This window comes from Shewanella sp. 6_MG-2023, from assembly GCF_030547195.1.
In the GTDB taxonomy this organism is placed as follows: domain Bacteria; phylum Pseudomonadota; class Gammaproteobacteria; order Enterobacterales; family Shewanellaceae; genus Shewanella.
The window spans coordinates 16,981-39,813 of sequence record NZ_JAUOQU010000017.1; the positions used below are offsets into that span (position 1 = coordinate 16,981).

Below are 22,833 nucleotides of genomic sequence, written 5' to 3' on the forward strand. Positions count from 1 at the left end.
ATCTGCTATTAGACTTCGTGCTTACTGGAAGTTTTGCAGATTCCAGTTGCCGATATCATCTTCAGTTCCCACTTGGCCATCAGGACCGGCACTGAAAATATCAATACGGCCATTTTCGCCAGGACTTAATAGGTAGTAATCGTTGCGCCAAGGATCCTGTGGTAAACGCTTAATGTAACCGTCTGGTCGGTAATTACGTGGCTCAGGTGACGAGGTTGGCTTTTGCACTAACGCATCTAAGCCTTGCTCCGTTGTTGGATACACACTGTTATCTAGGCGGTACATATCGAGGGTGTTTTCTAACGCTACAATGTCAGAAACGGCTTTTTGGATATCAGCTTTATCTTTGTTACCCATTAAGTTAGGTACCACCATAGAGGCCAAAATACCTAAAATAACAATCACGACCATGACTTCAAGTAAGGTAAAACCAGCTTGTTTACCACGGGTTTGATTTCGATTAGTTTGCATTAACAACTTCCTCCGACGCGCACACTCGGTGCGCTAACAATAAATAGTAAATAACTTGGATACTTAAGCGCTGATCAAGTTATTCAATTCTAAAATAGGCTGTAAAATTGCCATCACGATAAATAACACCACCGAGGCCATACTGACCACGAGCATGGGTTCAAATACCCCTAAGGCAATATTCACATTAGATTCAAATTCTCTGTCTTGGTTATCTGCAGCACGTTCTAGCATTTGCTCCAGCTGACCACTTTTTTCGCCTGATGCAATCATATAGAGCATCATAGCCGGAAAAAGTTTGGTATTAGTTAGCGCCGCGCCCAGGCTGGTACCTTCACGCACTCTTGCTGTAGCATCATCCACTGCTGCGCGCACTTTGACGTTTTGCAGCACTTCACTGGCAATACGCATGCCCTCAAGCAAAGGTACAGAACTTGCTGACAAGATACTTAAGGTTCTCGCAAAACGGGCGGTATTCAGGCCTTTACTGACTTTGCCAATAACCGGTGCTTTGAGTAACCAGGTGTCATATTGCATTCTAAAGTTTGGTTTTTTTAGCAGCTGCTTTAGTAGTGCAAACAAACCAATCAGTGCCACAAGCACAAATACCCCATAATTTTGCACAAAATCAGAGGCGAGGATCAAAAACTGAGTTGAACCGGGTAGCTCTTGACCCATATGTTCAAACTGACCAACCACCTTAGGTACCACTGCTGCCAGTAATACGGCAATTACCCCAATGGCAACAATGGTTAATACCATAGGGTAAATCATTGCCTGAGTTAGTTTAGATTTCAGTTGCTGGCGACGTTCGGTGTAATCGGCTAAGCGGTTTAGTACCACTTCTAAATGACCAGACTTTTCACCTGATGCCACCATAGCGCGGTACAAATCATCAAATACGTGGGGGAATTCGGCTAAAGAATCAGCCAAGCTGTACCCTTCAACAACCCGCGAGCGCACCGCCATGACCAAACTGGCAAGACGATCTTTTTCACATTGCTGGCCTACCGCTTTGAGTGATTCCTCAATGGGTAAACCTGCAGCAACTAAAGTGGCGATTTGACGGGTAATTAAAGCAAGCTCTGCAACCGAGATACCACGTTTGAAAAACTTAAGCCCACCGCTTTTGGCCTTGGCTTCTTTTTCAGCAACCGGTTCTAGCTCTAAGGGCATTAAGCGCTGTTCACGTAGCTGACTACGTGCATGACGAGCCGTATCAGCCTCTATCACCCCTTTTTGCTGTTTACCATTGCTATCAAGGGCTTTATATTCAAACGCTGCCATTGATTACTCCTCGCGGGTCACGCGCAATACTTCTTCAAGGGTGGTAACCCCTTTCAGTACTTTGCTCATGCCATCATGACGGATACTTGGAATCGTTTGACGGACATACTTTTCAATGGCTAACTCACCGCGGCCACCGTGAATTAATTCACGAACGTTGTCATCAACAGTGAGTAATTCATGGATACCGGTACGACCTCGATAACCATTATGACCACAGGCTTTACAGCCTTTAGCGCGATAAATCACTCGGGTATCATTGACCGTTATGCCTAATAATTCGCGCTCACGCTCATCTGGCTCATGCTCGACCTTACATTCGTTACACAAGGTACGAATAAGTCGCTGGGCTAATACACCCAGTAAGCTTGAAGACACCAAGAAAGGCTCAACACCCATATCTTGCAGACGAGTAATCGCGCCCGATGCCGTGTTGGTATGCAAGGTCGAAATAACCATGTGACCGGTTAGTGAAGCTTGCACTGCAATTTGTGCGGTTTCTAAATCTCGGATTTCACCAATCATGACCACATCAGGATCTTGACGTAATATCGCCCGCAAACCACGGGCGAAGGTCATATCCGCTTTCATATTCACTTGAGTTTGGCCAATGCCTTCCAGTTCATATTCAATCGGATCTTCAACGGTTAAAATGTTGGTGTCTTTGGAGTTAATCTCAGTTAACCCCGCATACAGGGTGGTACTTTTACCTGAACCTGTTGGGCCGGTAACCAAAATAATACCGTGCGGTTTACGAATTAACGCTTCAAATTCATCTTGGATAGACAGGGTCATACCCAATAATTTTAAATCTAGGTTGCCGGTATTTTTATCCAGTAGTCGTAATACCACTCGCTCGCCATGGCTTGATGGCATGGTAGAGACACGCACATCAACTGCGCGGCCGGCAATACGTAATGAAATACGACCATCTTGCGGCACACGTTTTTCTGCGATATCTAAACGCGCCATCACCTTAATACGTGAAACCAACAATGAAGACAGTTTACGGTTAGGTTTTAAAACTTCTTTCAAAACCCCATCAATACGGAAACGGACGATTAATTGCTTTTCGTAGGTTTCGATATGGATATCAGAGGCTTCTTCTTTAATGGCTTCTGATAACAAGGCGTTGATCAATTTAATGATTGGCGCGTCATCATCACCTTCGAGCAAATCTTCGGTTTGTGGCAGTTCTTCGGCGAGGGTAAATAAATCCATTTCATTACCAATGTCTTCCATCAGCTGCTGGGCTTCTGATGAATTAGCCTGGAATGTGTGGGTTAATTTCGCTTCAAAGTCTTCTACCGGCAGCTTGACTAACACCAGATCTTCACCGGCATAACGGCGCACTTCAAGCATGGCATCAAGTGGGGTATTACTGGTGTAGTAAAGCTTTAGGGCATCGGCTTCTTTGGCCAATGCCAAATTAAAGCGATGAGAAAAAGCAAATGGCAGGCGTTCACGACTGTTGGAGTGAAACACCTCATCATTAAGCTCTTCGGCTTCTAAGCCTAAATCGGTAGACACCTGTGCCAATTGTTCAGTCATTGCTGCTTCACTCATTGGCATCATCTTCTTGTTCGGTTTCTGCAGCTTCAGTGACTGCATTGTCTAGATCTTTTCTTTCGCTAATATGCTTAAGCGCAGGGTCTGTTTCGCGCATCTTAGTTTCTAACTCTTTACCTTCTTTGTAACGATTAAGCACTTCGTTCACTTCATCAGGTAAGTAAGCTTCTTGATCCCACTCAGTTAACACTGGCACATTGGTCTTAGGCATTAAGTTTACGCCGCGCTCTTGTTGCTCAAGTTGCAGGGCGCGGAAGTAGTTATATTTACGACCAGCGATGCCTTCCATGGTGATACCGTCACGAATAATGGTTGGCTTGATAAATACCATCAAGTTCTTCTTTTTCTTACCGCTTGATGAAGACTTAAATAAGTGACCGATAATCGGTAAGTCACCTAAAAATGGCACTTTTTGTACTGACTCTTGTACTTCTTCATTAATCAAACCGCCCAGTACTACAATCTGACCAGAATCTGCCATAACCGTGGTAGTTAAGCGACGAGTTGCAAAGGTCACATCGACACCAGTTTTACCGTTAATACCTGACACTTCTTGCTCAATGGTCAGCTTAACCGCATTACCTTCATTGACTTGTGGTACCACTTTTAATTTAACGCCCACTTCTTTACGTTCAACGGTTTGGAATGGGTTGCTGTTACCGTTACTTGAGTTTTGGCTACCGGTAAGAATAGGTACTTCGTCACCAACGATGAATGATGCTTCTTGGTTATCAAGGGTGGTAATCGACGGTGTTGCAAGTACGTTTGATTTGGTATCACTTGAAACCGCTTGGATTAAGGCGCCGAAGTCACCCATTGCCACGCCCCAAGCCATGCCGTTCACTTTACCTAATGCTTGCGCCAGTAAGGTAATATCACCACGTGAATCTGGGTTTTCAGTACAAGTACCATTTTCGGTACACACTGTAGTGCCTTCTTCACCTTGTGCTTGCCATACACCTGCGCCAATCTCACCTATGGTTGGGCCTAAGTTATTAAACTGAGTACCACCACCAGCAGCTGATGCCCATTGAATACCAAAGCCAACATCATCGCCTTCTGATACTTCAACAATAATCGCTTCTACCAATACTTGTGCACGGCGAATATCTAACTGGTTAATCACGCTTTCAATGGTGCGCATTTGATCCGGTTCAGCGCTGATCACCAAAGCATTGGTATCAACGTGAGCCATAATATTAATTTCTTTACGCTTGCTACCCGAGGTTTTACCCGCATCTTGATCGCTCACGAGTTGGTCAGCAAAACCGGTTAGCACTTCGACTAAATCTTCTGCTTTAGCGTAGCGTAAGTAGCGTACTTTAGTGTTACCAGTGTTAGCTTGCTCAGCATCTAGACGACGAATTAGATCGACCACGCGTTGACGGCTCTTTTCATCACCACTCACAATAACGGCGTTCATACGCTCATCAGCCACCACTTTTGGCGCTTGACCGGGCATTTGTGCTTGATTAGCGCTGGCGCGATAAAGGGTATCAACAATACGGACAATCTCACCGGCTGAGGCATATTCAAGGGATACCACTTCAACAGCTGTATCACCTTGCTTATCGACACGGCGAACAATTTCTACTAATTTATTTACGACAGCTGCGCGGCCTGAAATCATCAATACGTTAGATGGGTCGTAGTTCACCACGTTTCCGCCACCAGCATTATCATTTAACTGACGCAGTAATGGTGCGAGTTGTTTAGCTTCTGTGTTGTATAACGCCACAATGCGGGTGACCATTTCATCACCCAAACCTGGGGTATTGTCATCTGCTACACGAATGGCTGCAGTTTTGGCATCTTTATCTTTAATGACTTTGATAACGCGGTTTTCCATTTCAACCACGGCATAGCCATAAACTTGCAATACATTGAGGAAGAACTGGTAATACTGTTCGTCATCTAATAAGTCATAACTGCGAACATTAATTTTCCCACGAACGGTAGGATCGACGATGATGGTTTTATTGAGGTTTTTACCTACAATATTAATGAATTCCTGAATGTCTGTGCCTTTGAAATTGGCAGCATACTGTTCCGACCAAGCAGCTTGAGAAGCCAGCATGGCAATACCGGCAACCATTCCAGCAAATAACTTGCGTCGAATTCCGTAACTCTTCATTATTTTCAATCCTCTACTGCCCATACTATTCTGGCAAACTAAAAATTATTTCAACTAACTGCCCATCACGTTCTACCATGACGCCAATTTCGGTTAATTCGGCTAACTGCCCCATCACTTCTAACGACTGACCCATATCAGTTAAGTCGTAGCCATTGATGGATTTGGCTAAATCATTTGCTTTAAAACCTGCTGAGGCAAATAAAGACTTATTTTTACCAGGATTTAATCGATAACCACTGATTCCATCTGCACCGCGAACAGGTGAGATAGCCAGATAGTCGGTTAATTTACCCGGATCGGCTAGTAATTCATCACGTGAATCGGCTAACTCTTGAGAGAGCACACTGCGCTGAACCGTTTGCACGGTGCGATTTTGTTTTGCTTTTTGAAGTGATTCATTGGCTTGGCTTTGAGTGGTGTAATTTAAGCCATCAAGCATTAAGGTTTCATAGCGGCCCGCATTGGTAATAATAATGCGGTCGGCATAAACTTCTTTTAATGACGCTGAAGTGCCTTTGATTTTGTCACCTAGGCTGTAGGTTTCTTGGCTGCCTTTTGACTCGATAACCGCAAGGCCATGTGAATCAGAAGTTGATGCCACCACACCTGTCAGCAAAATAGACAAGTTAGTTTTAGGGGCATCGGTAATTTGTTCCACTGGAGCGGGCTTTTTCGCTTGGGTATCACTGGCACCTTTTTTACCAAACAGTGATAACTGTTGCACACCACTGAGCTCAATACGTTTCGCGCTAGCAGAAGAAGTTGGCGATGGTTGCCATGCTACAGCTTGAGAATTAACAGGCATTAACTTCCAAGTGATCTGAGCAGCAATTGATAGCACGATCACTAACCCTAACCAAAAGAAGGCCGCGCTCAGCTGCTTTTGAGGAAGAGCCGCAACCTTGGTAATAACTTTATCTAATACATCCATATTTGCTTTGACCCTCAGCACAGGTCGCTGTTCTTATTCTGTTAATTTAGGAAATACTGCATCATGCTAACCTACACGGCTTGTCGCAACAAGCCCATAGCATCTGGATTGGCGAAATACAGCTGATTATGCTACATTTGCGCGCTTAAAAAGGCTGTGAGAAATGCCACTATTTAGGCTCTTGCCTCCATTTTACATGTGAAAAATGTCAACCTTGTGAACTCATACCACTTTTGAGGGGGCTTAATGAGCATAGCTCAAGTTAATACTATGTCAGTAAGGTTAGATAAATGGTTATGGGCGGCACGTTTTTATAAAACTCGCTCGCTAGCAAAAGACATGATCAATGGTGGCAAAGTTCACTATAACGGCCAAAGAGCCAAATCGAGCAAACTAGCAGAAGTCGGTGCAACAGTGCGACTTCGCCAAGGGCACGATGATAGGGAAATAATTATTGCTCAATTGTCTGAACATCGACAAGGGGCTGCTATAGCGCAAACGCTATATCAAGAAACGGCTGAAAGCATCAAAAAACGCGAGTTTAATGCTGAAGCCAGAAGATTAAATATCTTAAATAATCCGGCGCCTGAAACTAAGCCGGATAAAAAGCAACGTCGACAACTTAAACGCTTTAAAGAGTTATAAACTTTTTAACGGCACAACAAATTGAGAGACCACATGAGCAAAGATCTATTACATCGCTACTTATTCGATAATGCCGAAGTCCGTGGTGAAATGGTACAACTGGAAAACAGCTACCAAGAAATTTTAGCCGCCCATGATTACCCTGTTGCATTACAGCACATCATCGGCCAATTAATGGCGGCAACGTCATTGTTGACAGCCACCATTAAATTTACTGGCGACATCAGTGTGCAATTGCAAGGTGATGGCCCAGTATCTTTAGCAGTTATCAATGGCAGCAACTTACAGGCCTTACGCGGCATAGCCCGCTGGAAAGGTGAGTTAGCAGATGACGCTTCACTGGCGGAGCTGTTTGGCCAAGGTATTATGGTGATTACCCTAACCCCTGATGAAGGTGAACGCTACCAAGGTATTGTGTCTCTTGAGCATGCTGATTTAGCAGCCTGTTTAGAAGAATACTTCAATCAATCTGAGCAGCTACCCACAGTGATCCGTTTATTTGCTGACGGTAAACAAGCTGCCGGTATGTTGTTACAGGTATTACCGACTGAAAACAAAGAAAACGAAGAGTTCGAACACTTATCTGCGCTGACTCATACTATCAAGTCAGAAGAGCTATTTGGCTTAACCGCAGAAGAAGTGTTACATCGTTTATACCATCAAGAAGAAGTGCGCTTATTTGATCCTATCGATGTCACCTTTAAGTGCAGTTGCTCTAAAGAGCGTAGCGCTAAAGCGCTGGCGACCTTAGAGCAAGCAGAAGTTGAAGCCATACTCGCTGAAGAGGGTAAAATTGAAATGGACTGTGAATATTGTCCTGCAGTTTACAACTTTGACAGTATCGATATTGCGGCAATCTTTGCTGGTAACATGAGTGCAGACAAGCAGCAATAACTGTTACCTCCTCAAGTAAACTTTCAAAAAAAAGCGCCTAAGGCGCTTTTTTTATCGCTAAAAATCCCCCTTTCAACTTAAAAAATGCCACTAATTACAAAAAAGTTACCAAACTGTTACTCCTCCGTGCCGTTATTGCGTTATTATTAAATTGCATAGGGATCGCTAATTTAGTGTTCAACCGAACCTTAATTCAGCCGCACCTAAGCCAAACTTAAGCAAGCTAACGTAAGTCATCCTAAACAAAAAAATCGGCGCCATAGACCGATAAACGACCTACTTATGACGGAGAACCACTCGATGACAGATGAAACCAACAGCGTACACCTTAACCTTACTAGCGCTGAGTTAATTGAACTTGCTTTACAACGTAATGAAGGGACATTAACCGCCAATGGCGCACTGGTAGCAAAAACCGGCGCAAGAACAGGTCGCTCTCCCAACGACCGCTTTATTGTTCAAGAAGCCAACACCCAAGATGAAATCGACTGGGGCTCAGTCAACAAAGGTATCGCTGCCGATACCTTTGATGCACTTTGGGGCCGTGTTGAAGCCTACCTTGCTGATAAAGAGCTTTTTGTTTCTGAACTTGAAGTTGGTGCCTCTGATGAGCACTACCTTCCGGTTCGTGTTACTACAGAATATGCTTGGCATCAGGTATTCGCCCGTAATCTATTTATCACCCCAGAAAGCTTTAACCGTGGCGATAAAGCAGTATGGCAAATTATCAATGCACCTGATTTTGTTTGCGATCCTGCCCGTGACGGCACCCACTCCGATGCCGTAGTGATGATTAACTTTGCCGCCAAAAAGGTACTGCTTGCAGGACTTAAATACGCCGGCGAAATGAAAAAGTCGATGTTCTCGGTGCAAAACTTCTTATTGCCAGCAAAAGGGGTATTGCCAATGCATTGCTCCGCTAACGTGGGCGCTAAAGGTGACACTACTTTATTTTTTGGCTTATCAGGCACAGGGAAAACCACCCTTTCAGCCGATCCTAAGCGCTTTTTAATAGGTGATGACGAGCACGGCTGGGCACCGGGCGGGGTATTTAATATTGAAGGCGGCTGCTACGCTAAATGTATCGACTTAAGTCAAAAAAATGAGCCGGTTATTTGGGATGCGATTCGCTTTGGCACCGTACTTGAAAACGTGGTGTTAGATGACTCTCGCACTCCTGATTACACAGATACTAGCTTGACTGAAAACAGCCGTGCTGCTTATCCGTTAGAGCATATTGGCCAGCGCGTTGAAGAAAATCGTGGCGCTGAGCCTAACTCGGTGGTGTTTTTAACCTGTGACGTATCTGGAGTATTACCGCCAGTGTCTGTGTTAACCAAAGAGCAAGCGGCTTATCACTTCTTGTCAGGTTATACCGCCAAAGTCGGCTCAACTGAAATGGGCTCGACCGCAGCCATTCAATCGACCTTCTCAACATGCTTTGGCGCACCATTCTTCCCACGTCCAGCAGGGGTTTATGCTGAACTATTGATGAAGCGCATTGAATCATTTGGCAGCCAAGTTTACTTGGTTAATACTGGCTGGACTGGTGGACCTCACGGTGTTGGTAAGCGTTTTAACATCCCTACGACCCGCGCGATTGTCGATGCCATTGTCATCGGCGAGCTTAAAGACGTTGAAACCATGCATATTGATAAACTTAACCTTAAGGTGCCTGTCGCGGTATCAGGGGTTGAAACTGCATTATTGAACCCAGTAAACACTTGGGCAGATAAAGCTGAATATGCCAAATTTGCTCAGCAACTCGCCGAAGAGTTCACCGCAAACTTTGCTAAGTATGACGTGTCTGATGAGATTAAAAATGCTGGCCCTAATAGCTAGTGTTGAGCCGATGACATATTAACTTGTCATCACGGCGCTACCAAGTTGAAGCCTAATCAAAAAGCCGCAAATCCCCAGTTGCGGCTTTTTTAATGGCGTAATTTACTTTCCTTTAATCAGTATCAATCTGCTATTGCCTCCATAGAGAATTAATTTAAGATGACACAATAAACTTTGGATATATCATAGGGATATCTATGCGCCGCGCCATCATTGCCACTCTAGTGATTAATTCATTTTTGCTGCTCAATAGCAATGCATTCGCCACTGAAAACCTTAGTAAGCATTCGGAAAAAATAATAACTGCCAGCCCTAGCGTTAATAACACCTTTGTAAACGACCCTTTTTTACCGCCAATTGCCAGCTGGCAAGGCGCCAGTAAAGCATTAATTCAATCAAAAAATGCACCATGGGCGACCCCTTTTGAGCAAAACGGTTTAATTAGCAGCCCTAATTACAATGATACCCAGCAATGGCTCACCAAGCTGGTCGACAGCAGTGATTTACTGCAACAAGTCTCCATCGGTAAAAGCCCCCAAGGCCGTGATATTTGGATGCTGGTCGCATCGGAAGAAGGGGCTGCCACGGCTAAAGAGCTTGCCGGCAATAATAAGCCCACAGTCCTGGTACAGGCGGGGATCCATTCTGGCGAGATTGATGGCAAAGATGCCGGCATGATGTTGCTACGTGACATTAGCCATGGCGACAAAAAAGCCTTACTGGATAAGGTAAATCTGTTGTTTGTGCCCATTTTAAGTGTCGATGGTCATGAGCGCAGTGATGAGTTTAATCGGGTTAATCAGCGAGGGCCAGTTAATATGGGCTGGCGCACCAACGCCAGAAACCTTAATTTAAACCGTGATTACGCCAAGTTAGATACCCTTGAATTACAGCATATGATCCGTGCCATCAATTTGTGGCAACCCGACTTGTACATTGATGTCCATGTGACTGACGGCATCGACTACCAATACGATGTCACCTTTGGTTATAACGTCAAACAAGGCTATAGCCCAGCAAGTTTTGATTGGCTAGAAAACTATTATCGCCCTGAAGTTGAAGCGGCGCTGACCAAGCAAGGTCATGTCCCTGGCGGGTTAGTGTTTGCCATTGATAATACCGATATGTCTAAAGGGCTGTCTTACTGGAATCCAAGCCCACGCTTTTCAAATGGTTACGGTGATGCGCGCCATTTACCGACCATTTTAATTGAAAACCACAGCTTAAAACCCTTTAAACAACGGGTGCTTGGTACCTACGTGATGCTTGAGCAAACCCTTAAAACGGTTGCCGAGCATGGCACTAAATTAACAGCGGCAATTTATGAAGATAAGTACCGCACCCCGCAGCAGCTTGCGTTAACTTGGCAAAGCGTCAAACAACCCCAAGGTTGGGATTTTAAAGGCATTGACTACAGCGTTGAGCAAAGTGACATTAGTGGCACAAATGTGGTCAGATGGAATGGCCAGCCAAAGCTATACCCTAACTTACCGCTAATGGGTAACACTGAAGCCGATATCATCACTCAACGGCCTAAATTCTATTATGTTCCCGCCCAGTGGCAGCAAGTGATTGAGCGCTTAGCCATACATGGCGTAAGAATGACTCGCTTAGAAAAGCCTAAAACCATCAAGGCGGCGCAATACCAATTTAGTCAGCCTGAATTTAACGCAGTAGATTATGAGGGTCGTCAACGGGTTAAAGCTAGCAGCACTAAAGTTAAAATAACAACCACTTTACCAGCTGGTACTATTCAAATTGCCACTAACCAACCTCTGGGTGATTTAGCCATTTTGCTGCTGGAACCTCAATCTGCAGATTCGTTTTTTCAATGGGGTTTTTTCAATAGCATCTTTACCCGTACTGAATACATTGAAGACTATGCCGTCGAGCCATTAGCGGCCAAAATGCTGGCTGAAGACGATAATTTGAAACTAGAATTTGAAAAAGCCTTAGAGGATGAAGCCTTTGCTGCAGATCCGAAAGCCAGACTGCGCTGGTTTTATCAACGTAGCCCCTATTACGATGAGCAATACTTGAAGTATCCAGTACTGAGATCTCACTAACTCAAATTCTAAAGCTAACGATAACCAGCTACAGCAGCAAACATTGCCACTTAATACGCCATAAGCGCCTGTTAAGTGGCTTTAGCTTGCGCGTTTTCATAACTCGCAATCATGGCTAACTTTTGCCTACGCGTTAACTTCTTTACCGCTATTTCCCGCTTCAATGCACGACTTCTATCAGGCTGTGACTCTTGATATACCAGTGTGAGTGGCCCTTTTCCTTTTAAGAATTTAGCCGCTTTTACGCCACCAGCTTGATGCTCAGCAAAACGGCGACTAACATCTGTGGTAACCCCAGTATACAAGTGACCGTTATGGCATTTGACCATATATAAAAACCAAGCAGATGCCACGATTGCTGGCTTTTTCGATGTGGTCATTAGACTATTATTGCAGTCACTGGCAGTTTGTTGGTTTTGGGTCGGCATCGATATAAAAAACCTTCGGTCTGATCATAGTTATCTGCTGCCAGCATGGCATAATGCAGAATCAAACATAAATCTTATCATCTTAGCACTCGCTAAGTGCAATCAGTATATGGCAATAGCCATGTGAGGAAGCAACGATGTCAAAGCAACCAGATGCCTGCGCACAACCCGATTTAATGCCGCCACAGGAGGCTATCGAAGCGTTATTAGCGCAAGTTAATGCCACCCAAGACAATGAAATGGTCAGCTTAAATGATGCAGTTGGGCGAGTATTATCTGAGAATTTAGCTTCTTGTATTGATTTGCCTCCCTTTGATAATTCATCAATGGATGGCTTTGCTTTTCGTTTTGAAGATTTAAACCTCAGCGCAGCATCGACTGAACTGACCCTTATCGGCACCTCATTTGCGGGTCACCCTTTTAAAGGGACGCCTCAAGCCAATACTTGTATCAGGATAATGACCGGCGCGCCGGTACCCGCTGGTTATGACACAGTGCAGATGCAAGAAAAAACTACCACCAATGCTGACATCATTAGTATTGAAGCGCCCAAAGCGAAAGGCGCTAACGTGCGCTACCGCGGCGAAGAGTTGCTTGCTGGTACCAATGTGTTAAAAAGTGGCATTCAAATTCGCGCCGCAGAGATGGGCGTACTGGCCACTATCGGTATTAGCCAAGTCAGAGTAAAACGTAAGCTTAAAGTCGCCTTTTTCTCAACGGGTGACGAATTAAGACCTGTTGGTAGCGATCTCGCCCCTGGGCAAATTTATGACTCTAATCGCTACTCAATTAAAGGCTTATTAACCCAAGCAAACGTGGAATGGATTGACCTAGGTGTCATCGAAGATGACAAAGAAGCTATTCGAGGTGCATTCAGAGAAGCAGCAGAGCAAGCTGATATCGTGCTCACCTCTGGCGGGGTTTCAGTGGGTGATGCGGATTACACCAAACAAATTTTGTCTGAAGAAGGTGAAATCACCTTTTGGCGCTTAGCCATTAAACCGGGTAAACCGTTTGCCTTTGGTAAATTAGGTAAAGCGGTATTCTGCGGTTTACCGGGTAACCCTGTGTCATCAATGGTGACGTTCTACAAGCTTGTTTGGCCTATTATCAACAAAATGCAGGGCTTAACCCCTAAAGCACCTGTCATCGTAACAGCGACACTTTCAAGCCCTATCCGTAAACAGCCGGGCCGCGCCGAATACCAGCGTGGGGTGCTTAGCCGTGATGACAATGGCGAGTTAGTTGTTTCCACCACTGGCGGTCAAGGCTCTGGCATGTTGACCTCAATGAGCCTAGCGAATTGCTTTATTAACTTAGCGCAATTTCAAGGCGATGTTGCAGCGGGTAGCACAGTCGAAGTTGAACCCTTTAACAGCGTACTTTGCTAAGGATTAATAATGACCGACAGCAAGGGGCTAGCAGCTTAATGAGCAATGACATGTTAACTGACGATATTCTTACCGATAATGAAATGCTGCGTTATAGCCGCCAAATATCCATTAAAGCCATGGATATCGAAGGCCAAGAGAAACTTAAACAAGCCAAAGTCTTAGTCATAGGCGCTGGCGGTTTAGGCTGCACTGTAACCCAATATCTGGCAGTGGCAGGTGTGGGTGAAATGACCATAGTGGATTTTGATACCGTGGAGTTATCAAATTTGCAGCGCCAAGTACTGCATCATGATGAAAATATCGGCCAAGCAAAAGTTGATTCTGCGAAGCAAACATTACAGCAACTCAATCCACTTATTTACATCAATACCATTAATCAGTTTCTGGATGAAGCTGCCATTGAGCAGTTAGTATCAACACATATGCTGGTGCTGGATTGCACTGATAATGTATTAGTTCGCGAGCAACTTAACCGCAGCTGCTTTAAGCATAAAGTCAGCTTTATTTCAGCGGCAGCTATTCGTATGGAAGGCACGGTGACGGTATTTGATTATCAGTCGCAGTCGCCTTGCTATCAATGCTACAGCAGTCTGTTTGGTGAGCAGCAGCTAACCTGTGTTGAATCAGGAATATTAGCTCCTGTCGTGGGTTTAGTTGGTTGTATTCAAGCCACTGAAGCCATTAAGGCCATTAGCGGTATGGGCCAAGGGCTTAATGGCCGCATTCTAATGATTGATGCCATGACGATGGAGTTTCGAGAAATGAAACTACCGAAGCAAATTCACTGCCCCGTTTGTGGGCAATAGAAGTAATTCACCTAACAAGGCAAACTTGTCTATAGTTGAAGAAGAGATAAAACGGCTTTATAAACAGGAACTCTGTTATGTCAGCTCTTCTTCAACAACTGCATCTAAGCATTCAACAACTGCGCCAGATAACTGGATTTACACCAAGCTCGTCTCAAGAATTTTACTGCCACTTAAGGCCAATGCAAACACTGTGCTTAGGCTGTAGCGTTACCCTTCTCTCGGCCTGCTCAGGTGACGATATAACCCCGTTACACCAAACTAATCCTGCTGCCGATTACTGCCTTAAGCTAGACGGCAGTTTAGCGACCATAGCTCACATCAATGGCGATATCTTACTGTGCACTTTACCCGACGGTGAAGTAGTGGAGTCTTGGGAATTATTTAGACGCGACCATCAAAAATCGTAGTGGCACTGAACGCTAAGCGCAATTGAATTGGCTAGCGCCTAAAATTATAAGTATCAGCGTGATAAAACGGATTAGCTTGTAGTGGTAGCCGTTACCAAGTCACTTTGTAAAACTGCACTATCAGGTTTCACCGCTGCAACTTCAGTGACTGCAACCTCAGTGACTGCAGCTTCATCAAGTTTAATTCTATCGGCTTTAGCAATGTAGGCCGGTTTGTTACTGCCAGCTTTTTTAGCATTGGCTTTTTTGGCTTTCGCTTTCAGGGTTGAGTTGATTTTTTTACGACGATTCATTGCATACTCTCGTTACTGTTACGCCGAAAAAATTCAATATTTTTACTGCAGATATTCAAATGGAGGGCGATTTTACAATTGAACGGTTAAAAATACCAATTTTGAATCATCAAAATTGGTATTTAGATTTTAAGATTAATTAATCTTGTATCACCACCCAAATCGCATGTAGCACACCTGGAAGGAAGAATAATAAGCATAAAATGATGTTGATCAGTAAGTCTTTACCGACCCCTTTTTTCAAGAAAACCGCCACCGGTGGTAATAAAATTGCCAGTATAATCAGAAGAATTTTGTTTGCGTCCATAAGTTTCAGTGTCCTTTTTATCAACAGTAAAAGCTAACTAGTGTAAAAATAATAACCAATTGTGAAAGTCGCTAAATATCATTATGATTATTTTACCTACAATTTCATATTGAAATATTTATAAATTTTTGAAGGCTTAATGATAGAAAATAGTAGTAGCTTAGTGTTAATTCAAGTTATTTGCGTGCTTTGTATTGCAGCAACTGTCGCTTGGATCATCATGGTCGTACCAATGAAGGTCGCGCCCAGTGCCAGCTCACGCTTTGCATTGGCTAATTTTTCTATCCTTGTCGGCATGCAGCTTTACATTCAGCGCACAGATGAACCCAGCTACTTACATTGGCTAGTCGCTGATATGTTCATCCTGATTGGCTTTTGTTTATTACGCTGGGGCGCACAACGGCTGTATCACCTGACCTCTAGCCATCGCAATGATTTAATGCTGCTGTTTATCACTGGCGGGTTAATGCTATTGGCTAAACCACAAGCCTCTAGCTCTGCGTACTTGATGATTATTTTATCCTTTAGTGCCGCCACACTATTTTTTATGCTCGCCAAAGATCACTATGTCGCGTTGAAAGCTAACTTTACTGCTTTTGCAACTTATTGGTTAGTCATCCCCATTGTTGCTATTGGATTCATGTTTTTTATCAGAGCGTTCATTTTGACGCTCTATCCAGAAAAAGTAGCCAATTACGCCGCCTTTAATGCCAAAGAATCTATCCCTATTTTATGGACCTATATCGCACTTATTTTGATCGTGAATATTCTTATTATTGGTAACACTATCAATCGCCTAGTCGTAAAGATTAGAACTCTCGCCAACAAGGATGCCCTCACAGGGTTGTTTAACCGTAATGCCCTGCAACATAAACTCAATACTGAACATCAACGCTGGTTAAGGGATAAGGTTAGCTTCAGTGTGATGGTGATTGATTTAGATCGCTTTAAAGATATAAACGATAATTATGGTCATGTGGCTGGTGATGAAGTGCTTAAAGCGGTGGCGCAACAATTGAGCTCAGCGACCCGAAAATTAGACTATTTATGCCGCTTTGGCGGCGAAGAGTTTGTGCTGATCTTACCCTTAACCGATGAAGATAACGTCCTACAAGTGGCAAGCAAACTGCAGCATAAATTAGCTCAAATTCAACTGGACTGGCACGGTAACACCATATCCATTGAAGCCAGTATCGGCTGTGTCACCATGAAAGAAGGCGTCGATGCCGAAGCGTTATTAGGACTGGCCGACAAAGCCATGTATCAAGCAAAAAACAGTGGTCGCAATTGTGTTAAATCAGCCAACCTAATGCGCTTACAAAGCGATTCAATTTAACCGCTAACAAATCCATTTTACTGCAAGCGTGATGACTCTGAGCACGTTTACTTTACTGGCGCAGGCCATGGTAAATCATTGGGACTTTGCCATTCATTTGCTAGCTGCTGAGTGACTGCTGCCAGTTTGAATTGCTCACCTAAATGGGGCCATTGAATAAATTGGTACTGCGTAGCTTTATATTCAAACTGCAGCGCCATTGCATGCAGGTAGCATCTATCTGATGCCTCTCCGCCATAAAGGCTATCCCCTAAAATCGGTACCGCTAGACTGGCTAACGCGACCCGTAATTGATGGGTTTTACCACTCAGTGGTTTTAGTAAATATAACCGAGTCCCAGCGGCAATTGAATGGGAAAAAAACTGCGTGATAGCGGGGTTCTCAGTAGAACGTAATAACTTATACATACTGCGACGCGACTTAGCCATATCGCCAATCACCCAACCTTGTTTCTTTTTCGGCTTACCTTTAGCAATGGCCAAATAATATTTTTGGATCTTATGAGCGCTAAACATCTCGGTGAATATAGCAGCCGCGGCTGAAGATTTTGCCAAAATCAATAAGCCTGAAGTTGGCGTATCTAAGCGGTGTACCGCATATAATTTAATCCCTAAATCAGCCTCAACTTGAGCGACTACGCCCGCATTACCATCTTGACTGTGAAAATGAACCCCTGCAGATTTATTAATGATAATAAAGTCGGGATGTTGCTCAACTAGCTGATACATAAATGGGCTTCTATTAAAGAATAACTGATGCGAAATAACATTGAATACTGGAAGTGAACATTAGAAATGAATATCGGCAATCAAACCAGGGTTATTATCTACCAATTCAATACTGGCACGATGGCGAGATAAAATCGCTTTTACCATCGACAAGCCTAAGCCTGTGCCTTGATGGTGACGACTAGGATCTAAACGCACTAAACGCTCAAACACTCGTTCTTTGTCTTGCGCATTTATCCCTGGGCCATTATCAATAATTTGGATCCGCCGACCTTGTTGCACAATACTAATTTCGGCATCTTCAGGCGCGTACTTAATGGCATTATCCACTAGGTTAAACAATGCTTGGAATAGCAGGTATTTATCCCCTGAAATAGTGACATCATTTTCAATCACTAAATTAAGGGTTTGCTGTTTAGACTCAGCTACCACTTCTGCCATTTCATATAAATCTTGGCAAAGCTGCTGCAAGCTGACGGGTTGCATATCAAGGGTCTGCTGGCCTTCTTCAATGCGCGTTAGTGACAACATGGCATCGAAGGTTGCTAAGCAATGATCTAGCTCTTCTAGCAGCATTGCGGTGAGCTCAGGTACCTGCTCGGCCGGTTTTTGCGGTAACTGCTCGATACCTATGCGCAAATGCGAAAGCGGCGTACGTAAGTCATGGGCGATATTATCGGTCACCCCGCGTACTGACATTAAGTTGTGCTCTAAGGTATCTAATACCCGATTAAACTGTCCTGCGAGCATATCAAATTCATCTTGATTATGACTGACAGGAAAACGGGTATCATATTGTCCTTGCTCAATTTTCTGACTCAATAGATTGTATTGAACTAAGCGCCGTAAGATGGCTTTAGAGAAAATAAAACCAACGGCTAAGGTCATTGCTAATGTCAGCGCCACCATCCAAAAGGCCGCATTAACAAATTTATCAATCAATGCAGCTAAGTTATCAGTACGGGTGGCGATAAGCACGGGACCGTAATTGGTTAACACCAATCCTCCGGTCAAAATATGCAGTTTATCTGGTCCGCCAGTGAGAATGGGGAAATCGCGGGTTTCAGGCAATAATGGCATGTTGTCAGGTACAAAACTTAAGGCACCAACCATGTCGACATTATTACGCCAAGCAATTAACGCGGTTTTGGGATCAGCCGCGCGAATTTGCGCCGCAAAACTACGACGGTCCACAGTGAGGGCTAATTGCTTGTAGCGCTGCATTTCAGTCGCGAGATGCTGCTCAACTTGGCTTTCTTGTTCCATGACTAGCTGCCGGTATAAACCCGATACCAGCAGTACAATTAACAAGGTCACCAAAGTAGAAAATATTAGCGTGATCCGCCAAGCACTACTTTGGTAGGGTTTAATTCCCTTTACAGAGGCGATAACCAGCCCCTCGAACGGTTTCGATAATTTCTGGGTGACCTAACTCTTCAAACTTACGACGCAGCTTAGCGATATGTACATCAATCACATTGGTACGAGGGTCAAAATGATAATCCCAAACAGCTTCAAATAATAGCGTACGGCTAATCACTTTATTAGGATGCTCCATCAGATATTTGAGTAATTGAAACTCTTTAGGTTGCAGCATAAGTTCATGATCATCTAAGGTCACTTTGCGCGTGAGTAGCTCCATTTTCAAATTACCCACTTCAAGATCGGTACTATTTGAAGCAGGCGCATTGCGTTGAATTAACTTTTCAGCTCGCACTTGCAACTCTGCAAACGCAAAGGGCTTAGTCATATAATCATCGCCACCGGCACGCAGGCCTTTTACACGCTCATCCACATGGCTTAGCGCTGACAAGATTAATACTGGGGTTTCATTACCATTTTTACGTAATGCCGTTAGCAGTGTTAACCCATCAATTTGGGGTAGCATTCGGTCTAAAATAATAATATCGAAATCATTATTTTTGGCTTTATACAGGCCATCATGGCCGTTGGTTGCCGTATCTACTTGATATTCTTGAGCCGTAAAACCCTCTGCAACATACTGTAATGTTGTTGCGTCATCTTCAACGATTAATACTCGCATAGTGCTGTTCCTTAGTCCCACTGCAGTAGGGGTAATGGACGTAAATTCTCAATATCAAAAGCAATGGTATGCTTATTATTTACATTAAGTAGTTTTAACTCTAAATAACTAATGGTCAAATCGTGTTCGAGTTCTGCTTCAATTAAATAGCCAGATTTATTTTTTGTCGCTAACTTCACCAAATCTGAAAAGCTCATGTTATGTTCAATAAGTACTTTAGCGGCCTTAATCTGGTCTAAATCATCTGAGGCAAATTGACTTAACTTTTTACTCTTCAAACTGCCATCTTGGGCGTCAAATTCAAATGCTATGAGTTCGTTAGTATCTAAGTTGATGAGTTCTATTTCATAAATTAATTGATCGTTTTCAATATCCATATCAAAAGCTGAAACCAAACCATCGTGCTCCATTTCAACTTGCTGGATCACCACAATTGGTTCAACGTACTCACCTTGAGATAACAAAGTATGCATACTAGGCGTTGCCATCACCATTGAAGGAAATACCACAAGCAATGATAGAACAATACGGAACATGAGAGCCTCAAAAGACATTGATAATTGTGCTACTTTACCTAAGCCGATTAAAAGACCCAAGCTTTGTAAGATTAATAATTGATCATGATTCTAGAATATGAACTTGTTCTGACTTCAATGCTATTGTGGTGGCTAAACCTTGTTGTAAGTTAAGTTTATTGGCTAAATGCGTTGGCACATCCATATTAAACGCCTCATCACTCCCTGCCATACGCGCTTTTATACGTACAGATTCCCCCATCACCAGCATAGAATCAATCATGATATCGAGTTTATTGATACTGCGGCAAAGGCGTCCGCTGGTAATAGCACTGAAACGAATGCCTTGGTTAGGAATAACCCAGCGTACGGTTTGTCCCACTTCGCAATCTGGGGCGCTATCGCTAGCAATAATCTGGTCGCCCATTTTAAGCCAAGTAATATTGGCGTTTGCATCTCGGCCCGACACTTGAGCAGTAAAAATATTCCGCAAGCCCATTTGCCTTGCCACGATTTCATTGCGAGGATGATAGAGCACTTCAAAGGGCTTACCCTGCTGGAGCATTTTGCCTTGGCTGATTAAAATCATTTTATCGGCCAGTAATAAAGCCTCATTCATATCATGGGTGACCATAATCACTGGAATTGATAACTGCGATTTTAGCCGTGCTAACTCAATATATAATCTTTCACGGGTTTCTCTATCCACTGCCGAAAAGGGTTCGTCGAGCAATAATACTGCCGGCTCTCTGGCAAGCGCTCTGGCTAAGGCGACGCGTTGGCGCTGGCCCCCTGAAAGCTGAGCCGGTAAGCGTGCGGGTAAGCCATGTAAATTCACTCGCTCTAACCAATCTAACGCCCGGGCTTTACGCTCATGCTTTGGAATATGATCGAGCCCAGAAATGACATTTTCCAGTGCAGTTAAGTGCGGAAATAAACCAAAGTGTTGTGGCACGTAGCCTATATGACGTTGCTGCGGTGATAAGTTGATGCGTTTCTGATGACAAAACCAAGTTTTATCTCCACTTTGAATCGCTCCTTGTTGAGCTGAACCTAAGCCCGCAATCATTCGCAGCAAGGTGGTTTTACCACCACCTGAAGGGCCAACGACGGCTAATACTTCTCCCGCTTTACAACTAAAGTCAGCCTCTAACGGGATCGGTCCTTGTTGGGAAATATGGCAATGTAAATCAACGTTGCGGATTGGCATGCTCGCCTCCTAAACGCCTTGAAAGACTGGTGGTGATTGCCAAGACACTAACGGCAAAGACCAATAACACTAACGACATGGTACCAGCCGCTTCAAAATCAAAGGCCTGCACACTGTCGTAGATGGCAATAGATATGGTTTTGGTTTCACCGGCAATATTACCGCCTAACATTAGCACTACACCAAATTCACCCAGCACATGGGAAAAACACAGCACCACTGCGGTTAACACCCCAGGCCAAATCATCGGTAGCTCAATTTTGACAAAAATTCGCCACCAACTCATGCCACAACAGGCGGCGGCATCAGGAATATCGTGAGGGATAGTTTCAAATGCCCGCTGGATTGGCTGCACTGCAAAGGGAATATTGACTAAAATAGAGGCAATAACTAAACCGGAGAAGTTAAACACTAATTGCGCGCCAAAGAGTGACTCAACCCATTGGCCGATGAGGCTTTGACTGCCAAGGCCAACCAGTAAGTAATAGCCTATTACTGTGGGAGGCAGCACTAAGGGCACCATGATTAACGCTTCAACCCATGACTTCCCTTTGAACTGACGGTAAGCCAGTAGTCGACCAACTACAATGGCCAATGGCACTAAAATTAGCACAGTAACGCTACTCAGCTTGGCTGATAACCATAACGATTGCCAATCCATAGATTAATTCTCGACTTGCATAAAAGCGCTTGAATTAGCACGCTGAGGAAAACCAAAACCATAATTGAGCAGTACATCTTTTGCGGCTTGGGTTTGCATATACTGATAAAACTGCTGAGTGGTAGCACCAGCATTGGGCATCATCACCATTCGCTGATTAATCGGCGCATATAACGACTGGGGTATTTCGATATAATTGCCCATTTTGCGAAACTGCTCAGATGACGCTAACGATAGCGCCACTATGCCACCTTGTGCAGAACCACTTAAGGCAAATTGCGCCGCTTGCGAGACATTTTCGCCCATGATGATTTTAGACTCTAACTGCGGCCATAAGCCTTTTGCTTGCAATAAACTTCTGGCTCTTTCGCCATAAGGCGCGTGAGCAGGGTTAGCAATAACAAAGCGGGCAATCTTGCCGTCAGTTAACTGCTGTTGTAAGCCGTTAAGTTCAACATCAAGCACTAGGGAGGAGTTTTTCGGGGCAACTAGGGCTAACTTACCAACAGCATAAATGGTGCCATCAGAGTCTGTTTTTCCCGCTTTATGCAGCTGCTGAACATAAAACTCATCAGCACTTAACAGCATTTCAAAGGGAGCCCCATGTTGGATCTGGGCGACAAAATTACCCGAAGATCCATAGGATACTCTTAATGGCAATCCAGTTGAGGCAGTGAAGTTGGTAACAATTTCATCAAGGGCAAATTTAATATTCGCAGCGGCGGCAATCGCTGGAGGTTTGGCCGCCAGCGATGAAAATGACACCAATAACACTAGGCTAGATAACGCCCTGATAAAAGCGGTTCGACGCCTTTGACTCAATGAAAAACAACGGCGAATCGTGCTTAACGTCATCATG

General features: G+C 44.1%; 23 protein-coding genes. 8 read left to right on the top strand and 15 right to left on the bottom strand.

Features of this window, described 5'->3' with window-relative positions; genetic code table 11:
- Nucleotides 1-21: 21 nt before the first annotated feature.
- From gspG to gspC, 5 genes are all read right to left on the bottom strand, one after another.
- Entirely contained in the window at nt 22-471 is a 450-nt protein-coding gene (gene gspG / locus Q4533_RS11310) for a type II secretion system major pseudopilin GspG (protein WP_102436029.1), read from the bottom strand.
- Nucleotides 472-534: 63 nt separating this feature from the next.
- Nucleotides 535-1,758, bottom strand: a complete 1,224-nt coding sequence (gene gspF, locus Q4533_RS11315) for a type II secretion system inner membrane protein GspF (protein ID WP_102436027.1) — start codon at nt 1,756-1,758, stop codon at nt 535-537.
- A gap of 3 nt (nt 1,759-1,761) precedes the next feature.
- A complete protein-coding gene (gene gspE, locus Q4533_RS11320; RefSeq protein ID WP_102436025.1) occupies nt 1,762-3,324 on the bottom strand; it encodes a type II secretion system ATPase GspE in 1,563 nt (520 codons plus the stop codon).
- Nucleotides 3,317-5,461, bottom strand: coding sequence for a type II secretion system secretin GspD (gene gspD, locus Q4533_RS11325; RefSeq protein ID WP_102436023.1), 2,145 nt, complete (start codon nt 5,459-5,461; stop codon nt 3,317-3,319). Before gspD ends, gspE begins: the two co-directional genes overlap by 8 nt.
- Nucleotides 5,462-5,486: 25 nt before the next feature.
- Nucleotides 5,487-6,395, bottom strand: a complete 909-nt coding sequence (gene gspC, locus Q4533_RS11330) for a type II secretion system protein GspC (protein WP_303502756.1) — start codon at nt 6,393-6,395, stop codon at nt 5,487-5,489.
- A 246-nt stretch (nt 6,396-6,641) separates the two neighbouring features.
- On the opposite strand from gspC, the gene hslR reads away from it, so the two are divergent.
- From hslR to Q4533_RS11350, 4 genes are all read left to right on the top strand, one after another.
- Nucleotides 6,642-7,040, top strand: coding sequence for a ribosome-associated heat shock protein Hsp15 (gene hslR, locus Q4533_RS11335; RefSeq protein ID WP_102436019.1), 399 nt, complete (start codon nt 6,642-6,644; stop codon nt 7,038-7,040).
- A gap of 33 nt (nt 7,041-7,073) precedes the next feature.
- Nucleotides 7,074-7,934, top strand: coding sequence for an Hsp33 family molecular chaperone HslO (hslO, locus tag Q4533_RS11340; protein ID WP_076541343.1), 861 nt, complete (start codon nt 7,074-7,076; stop codon nt 7,932-7,934).
- A 300-nt stretch (nt 7,935-8,234) separates the two neighbouring features.
- The gene (locus Q4533_RS11345) at nt 8,235-9,776 is read left to right on the top strand and encodes a phosphoenolpyruvate carboxykinase (protein WP_303502757.1); all 1,542 of its coding nucleotides are present in this window, start codon (nt 8,235-8,237) and stop codon (nt 9,774-9,776) included.
- Between the two features lie 197 nt (nt 9,777-9,973).
- Nucleotides 9,974-11,842, top strand: coding sequence for a M14 family metallopeptidase (locus tag Q4533_RS11350; RefSeq protein ID WP_303502758.1), 1,869 nt, complete (start codon nt 9,974-9,976; stop codon nt 11,840-11,842).
- Between the two features lie 71 nt (nt 11,843-11,913).
- Here Q4533_RS11350 and Q4533_RS11355 read toward each other — a convergent pair whose 3' ends face one another.
- Nucleotides 11,914-12,270, bottom strand: a complete 357-nt coding sequence (locus Q4533_RS11355; protein ID WP_102476462.1) for a GIY-YIG nuclease family protein — start codon at nt 12,268-12,270, stop codon at nt 11,914-11,916.
- 137 nt (nt 12,271-12,407) lie between these two features.
- On the opposite strand from Q4533_RS11355, the gene moeA reads away from it, so the two are divergent.
- The 3 genes from moeA to Q4533_RS11370 all read left to right on the top strand — a co-directional run bounded on the left by moeA (nt 12,408) and on the right by Q4533_RS11370 (nt 14,880).
- Nucleotides 12,408-13,661 carry a molybdopterin molybdotransferase MoeA gene (gene moeA, locus Q4533_RS11360; RefSeq protein WP_102476463.1) on the top strand — a complete coding sequence of 418 codons (1,254 nt, stop codon included), beginning with the start codon at nt 12,408-12,410 and terminating at the stop codon, nt 13,659-13,661.
- Between the two features lie 38 nt (nt 13,662-13,699).
- Nucleotides 13,700-14,470, top strand: a complete 771-nt coding sequence (gene moeB / locus Q4533_RS11365; RefSeq protein ID WP_102476464.1) for a molybdopterin-synthase adenylyltransferase MoeB — start codon at nt 13,700-13,702, stop codon at nt 14,468-14,470.
- Between the two features lie 77 nt (nt 14,471-14,547).
- Nucleotides 14,548-14,880 carry a DUF333 domain-containing protein gene (locus tag Q4533_RS11370; protein ID WP_102436007.1) on the top strand — a complete coding sequence of 111 codons (333 nt, stop codon included), beginning with the start codon at nt 14,548-14,550 and terminating at the stop codon, nt 14,878-14,880.
- Nucleotides 14,881-14,951: 71 nt separating this feature from the next.
- Here Q4533_RS11370 and Q4533_RS11375 read toward each other — a convergent pair whose 3' ends face one another.
- Both Q4533_RS11375 and Q4533_RS11380 read right to left on the bottom strand, forming a co-directional pair.
- The gene (locus Q4533_RS11375) at nt 14,952-15,173 is read right to left on the bottom strand and encodes a DUF2986 domain-containing protein (protein WP_102436005.1); all 222 of its coding nucleotides are present in this window, start codon (nt 15,171-15,173) and stop codon (nt 14,952-14,954) included.
- Nucleotides 15,174-15,312: 139 nt separating this feature from the next.
- On the bottom strand, nt 15,313-15,480 hold the full coding sequence (locus Q4533_RS11380) for a YqaE/Pmp3 family membrane protein (protein ID WP_076541354.1): 168 nt from the start codon (nt 15,478-15,480) through the stop codon (nt 15,313-15,315).
- A 139-nt stretch (nt 15,481-15,619) separates the two neighbouring features.
- Between Q4533_RS11380 and Q4533_RS11385 the strand changes: the two genes are divergently transcribed.
- Nucleotides 15,620-16,816 (top strand): GGDEF domain-containing protein, encoded by a 1,197-nt coding sequence (locus Q4533_RS11385; protein ID WP_303502759.1) that lies wholly within the window; start codon nt 15,620-15,622, stop codon nt 16,814-16,816.
- A gap of 47 nt (nt 16,817-16,863) precedes the next feature.
- Here Q4533_RS11385 and Q4533_RS11390 read toward each other — a convergent pair whose 3' ends face one another.
- The 7 genes from Q4533_RS11390 to modA all read right to left on the bottom strand — a co-directional run bounded on the left by Q4533_RS11390 (nt 16,864) and on the right by modA (nt 22,832).
- Nucleotides 16,864-17,544, bottom strand: coding sequence for a TIGR01621 family pseudouridine synthase (locus Q4533_RS11390; protein WP_102531521.1), 681 nt, complete (start codon nt 17,542-17,544; stop codon nt 16,864-16,866).
- A gap of 60 nt (nt 17,545-17,604) precedes the next feature.
- Nucleotides 17,605-18,861, bottom strand: a complete 1,257-nt coding sequence (locus Q4533_RS11395; protein ID WP_102435999.1) for a HAMP domain-containing sensor histidine kinase — start codon at nt 18,859-18,861, stop codon at nt 17,605-17,607.
- A gap of 49 nt (nt 18,862-18,910) precedes the next feature.
- Complete coding sequence (locus Q4533_RS11400) at nt 18,911-19,588, bottom strand: response regulator transcription factor (RefSeq protein ID WP_102476468.1); 678 nt, start codon at nt 19,586-19,588, stop codon at nt 18,911-18,913.
- Between the two features lie 11 nt (nt 19,589-19,599).
- Complete coding sequence (locus Q4533_RS11405; RefSeq protein WP_102435995.1) at nt 19,600-20,124, bottom strand: hypothetical protein; 525 nt, start codon at nt 20,122-20,124, stop codon at nt 19,600-19,602.
- 82 nt (nt 20,125-20,206) lie between these two features.
- Nucleotides 20,207-21,313, bottom strand: a complete 1,107-nt coding sequence (locus Q4533_RS11410; RefSeq protein WP_303502760.1) for an ABC transporter ATP-binding protein — start codon at nt 21,311-21,313, stop codon at nt 20,207-20,209.
- Nucleotides 21,294-21,974 carry a molybdate ABC transporter permease subunit gene (gene modB, locus Q4533_RS11415; protein ID WP_102435991.1) on the bottom strand — a complete coding sequence of 227 codons (681 nt, stop codon included), beginning with the start codon at nt 21,972-21,974 and terminating at the stop codon, nt 21,294-21,296. Before modB ends, Q4533_RS11410 begins: the two co-directional genes overlap by 20 nt.
- Before the next feature lie 3 nt (nt 21,975-21,977).
- On the bottom strand, nt 21,978-22,832 hold the full coding sequence (modA, locus tag Q4533_RS11420; protein ID WP_303502761.1) for a molybdate ABC transporter substrate-binding protein: 855 nt from the start codon (nt 22,830-22,832) through the stop codon (nt 21,978-21,980).
- Between the last annotated feature and the right edge of the window lies 1 nt (nt 22,833).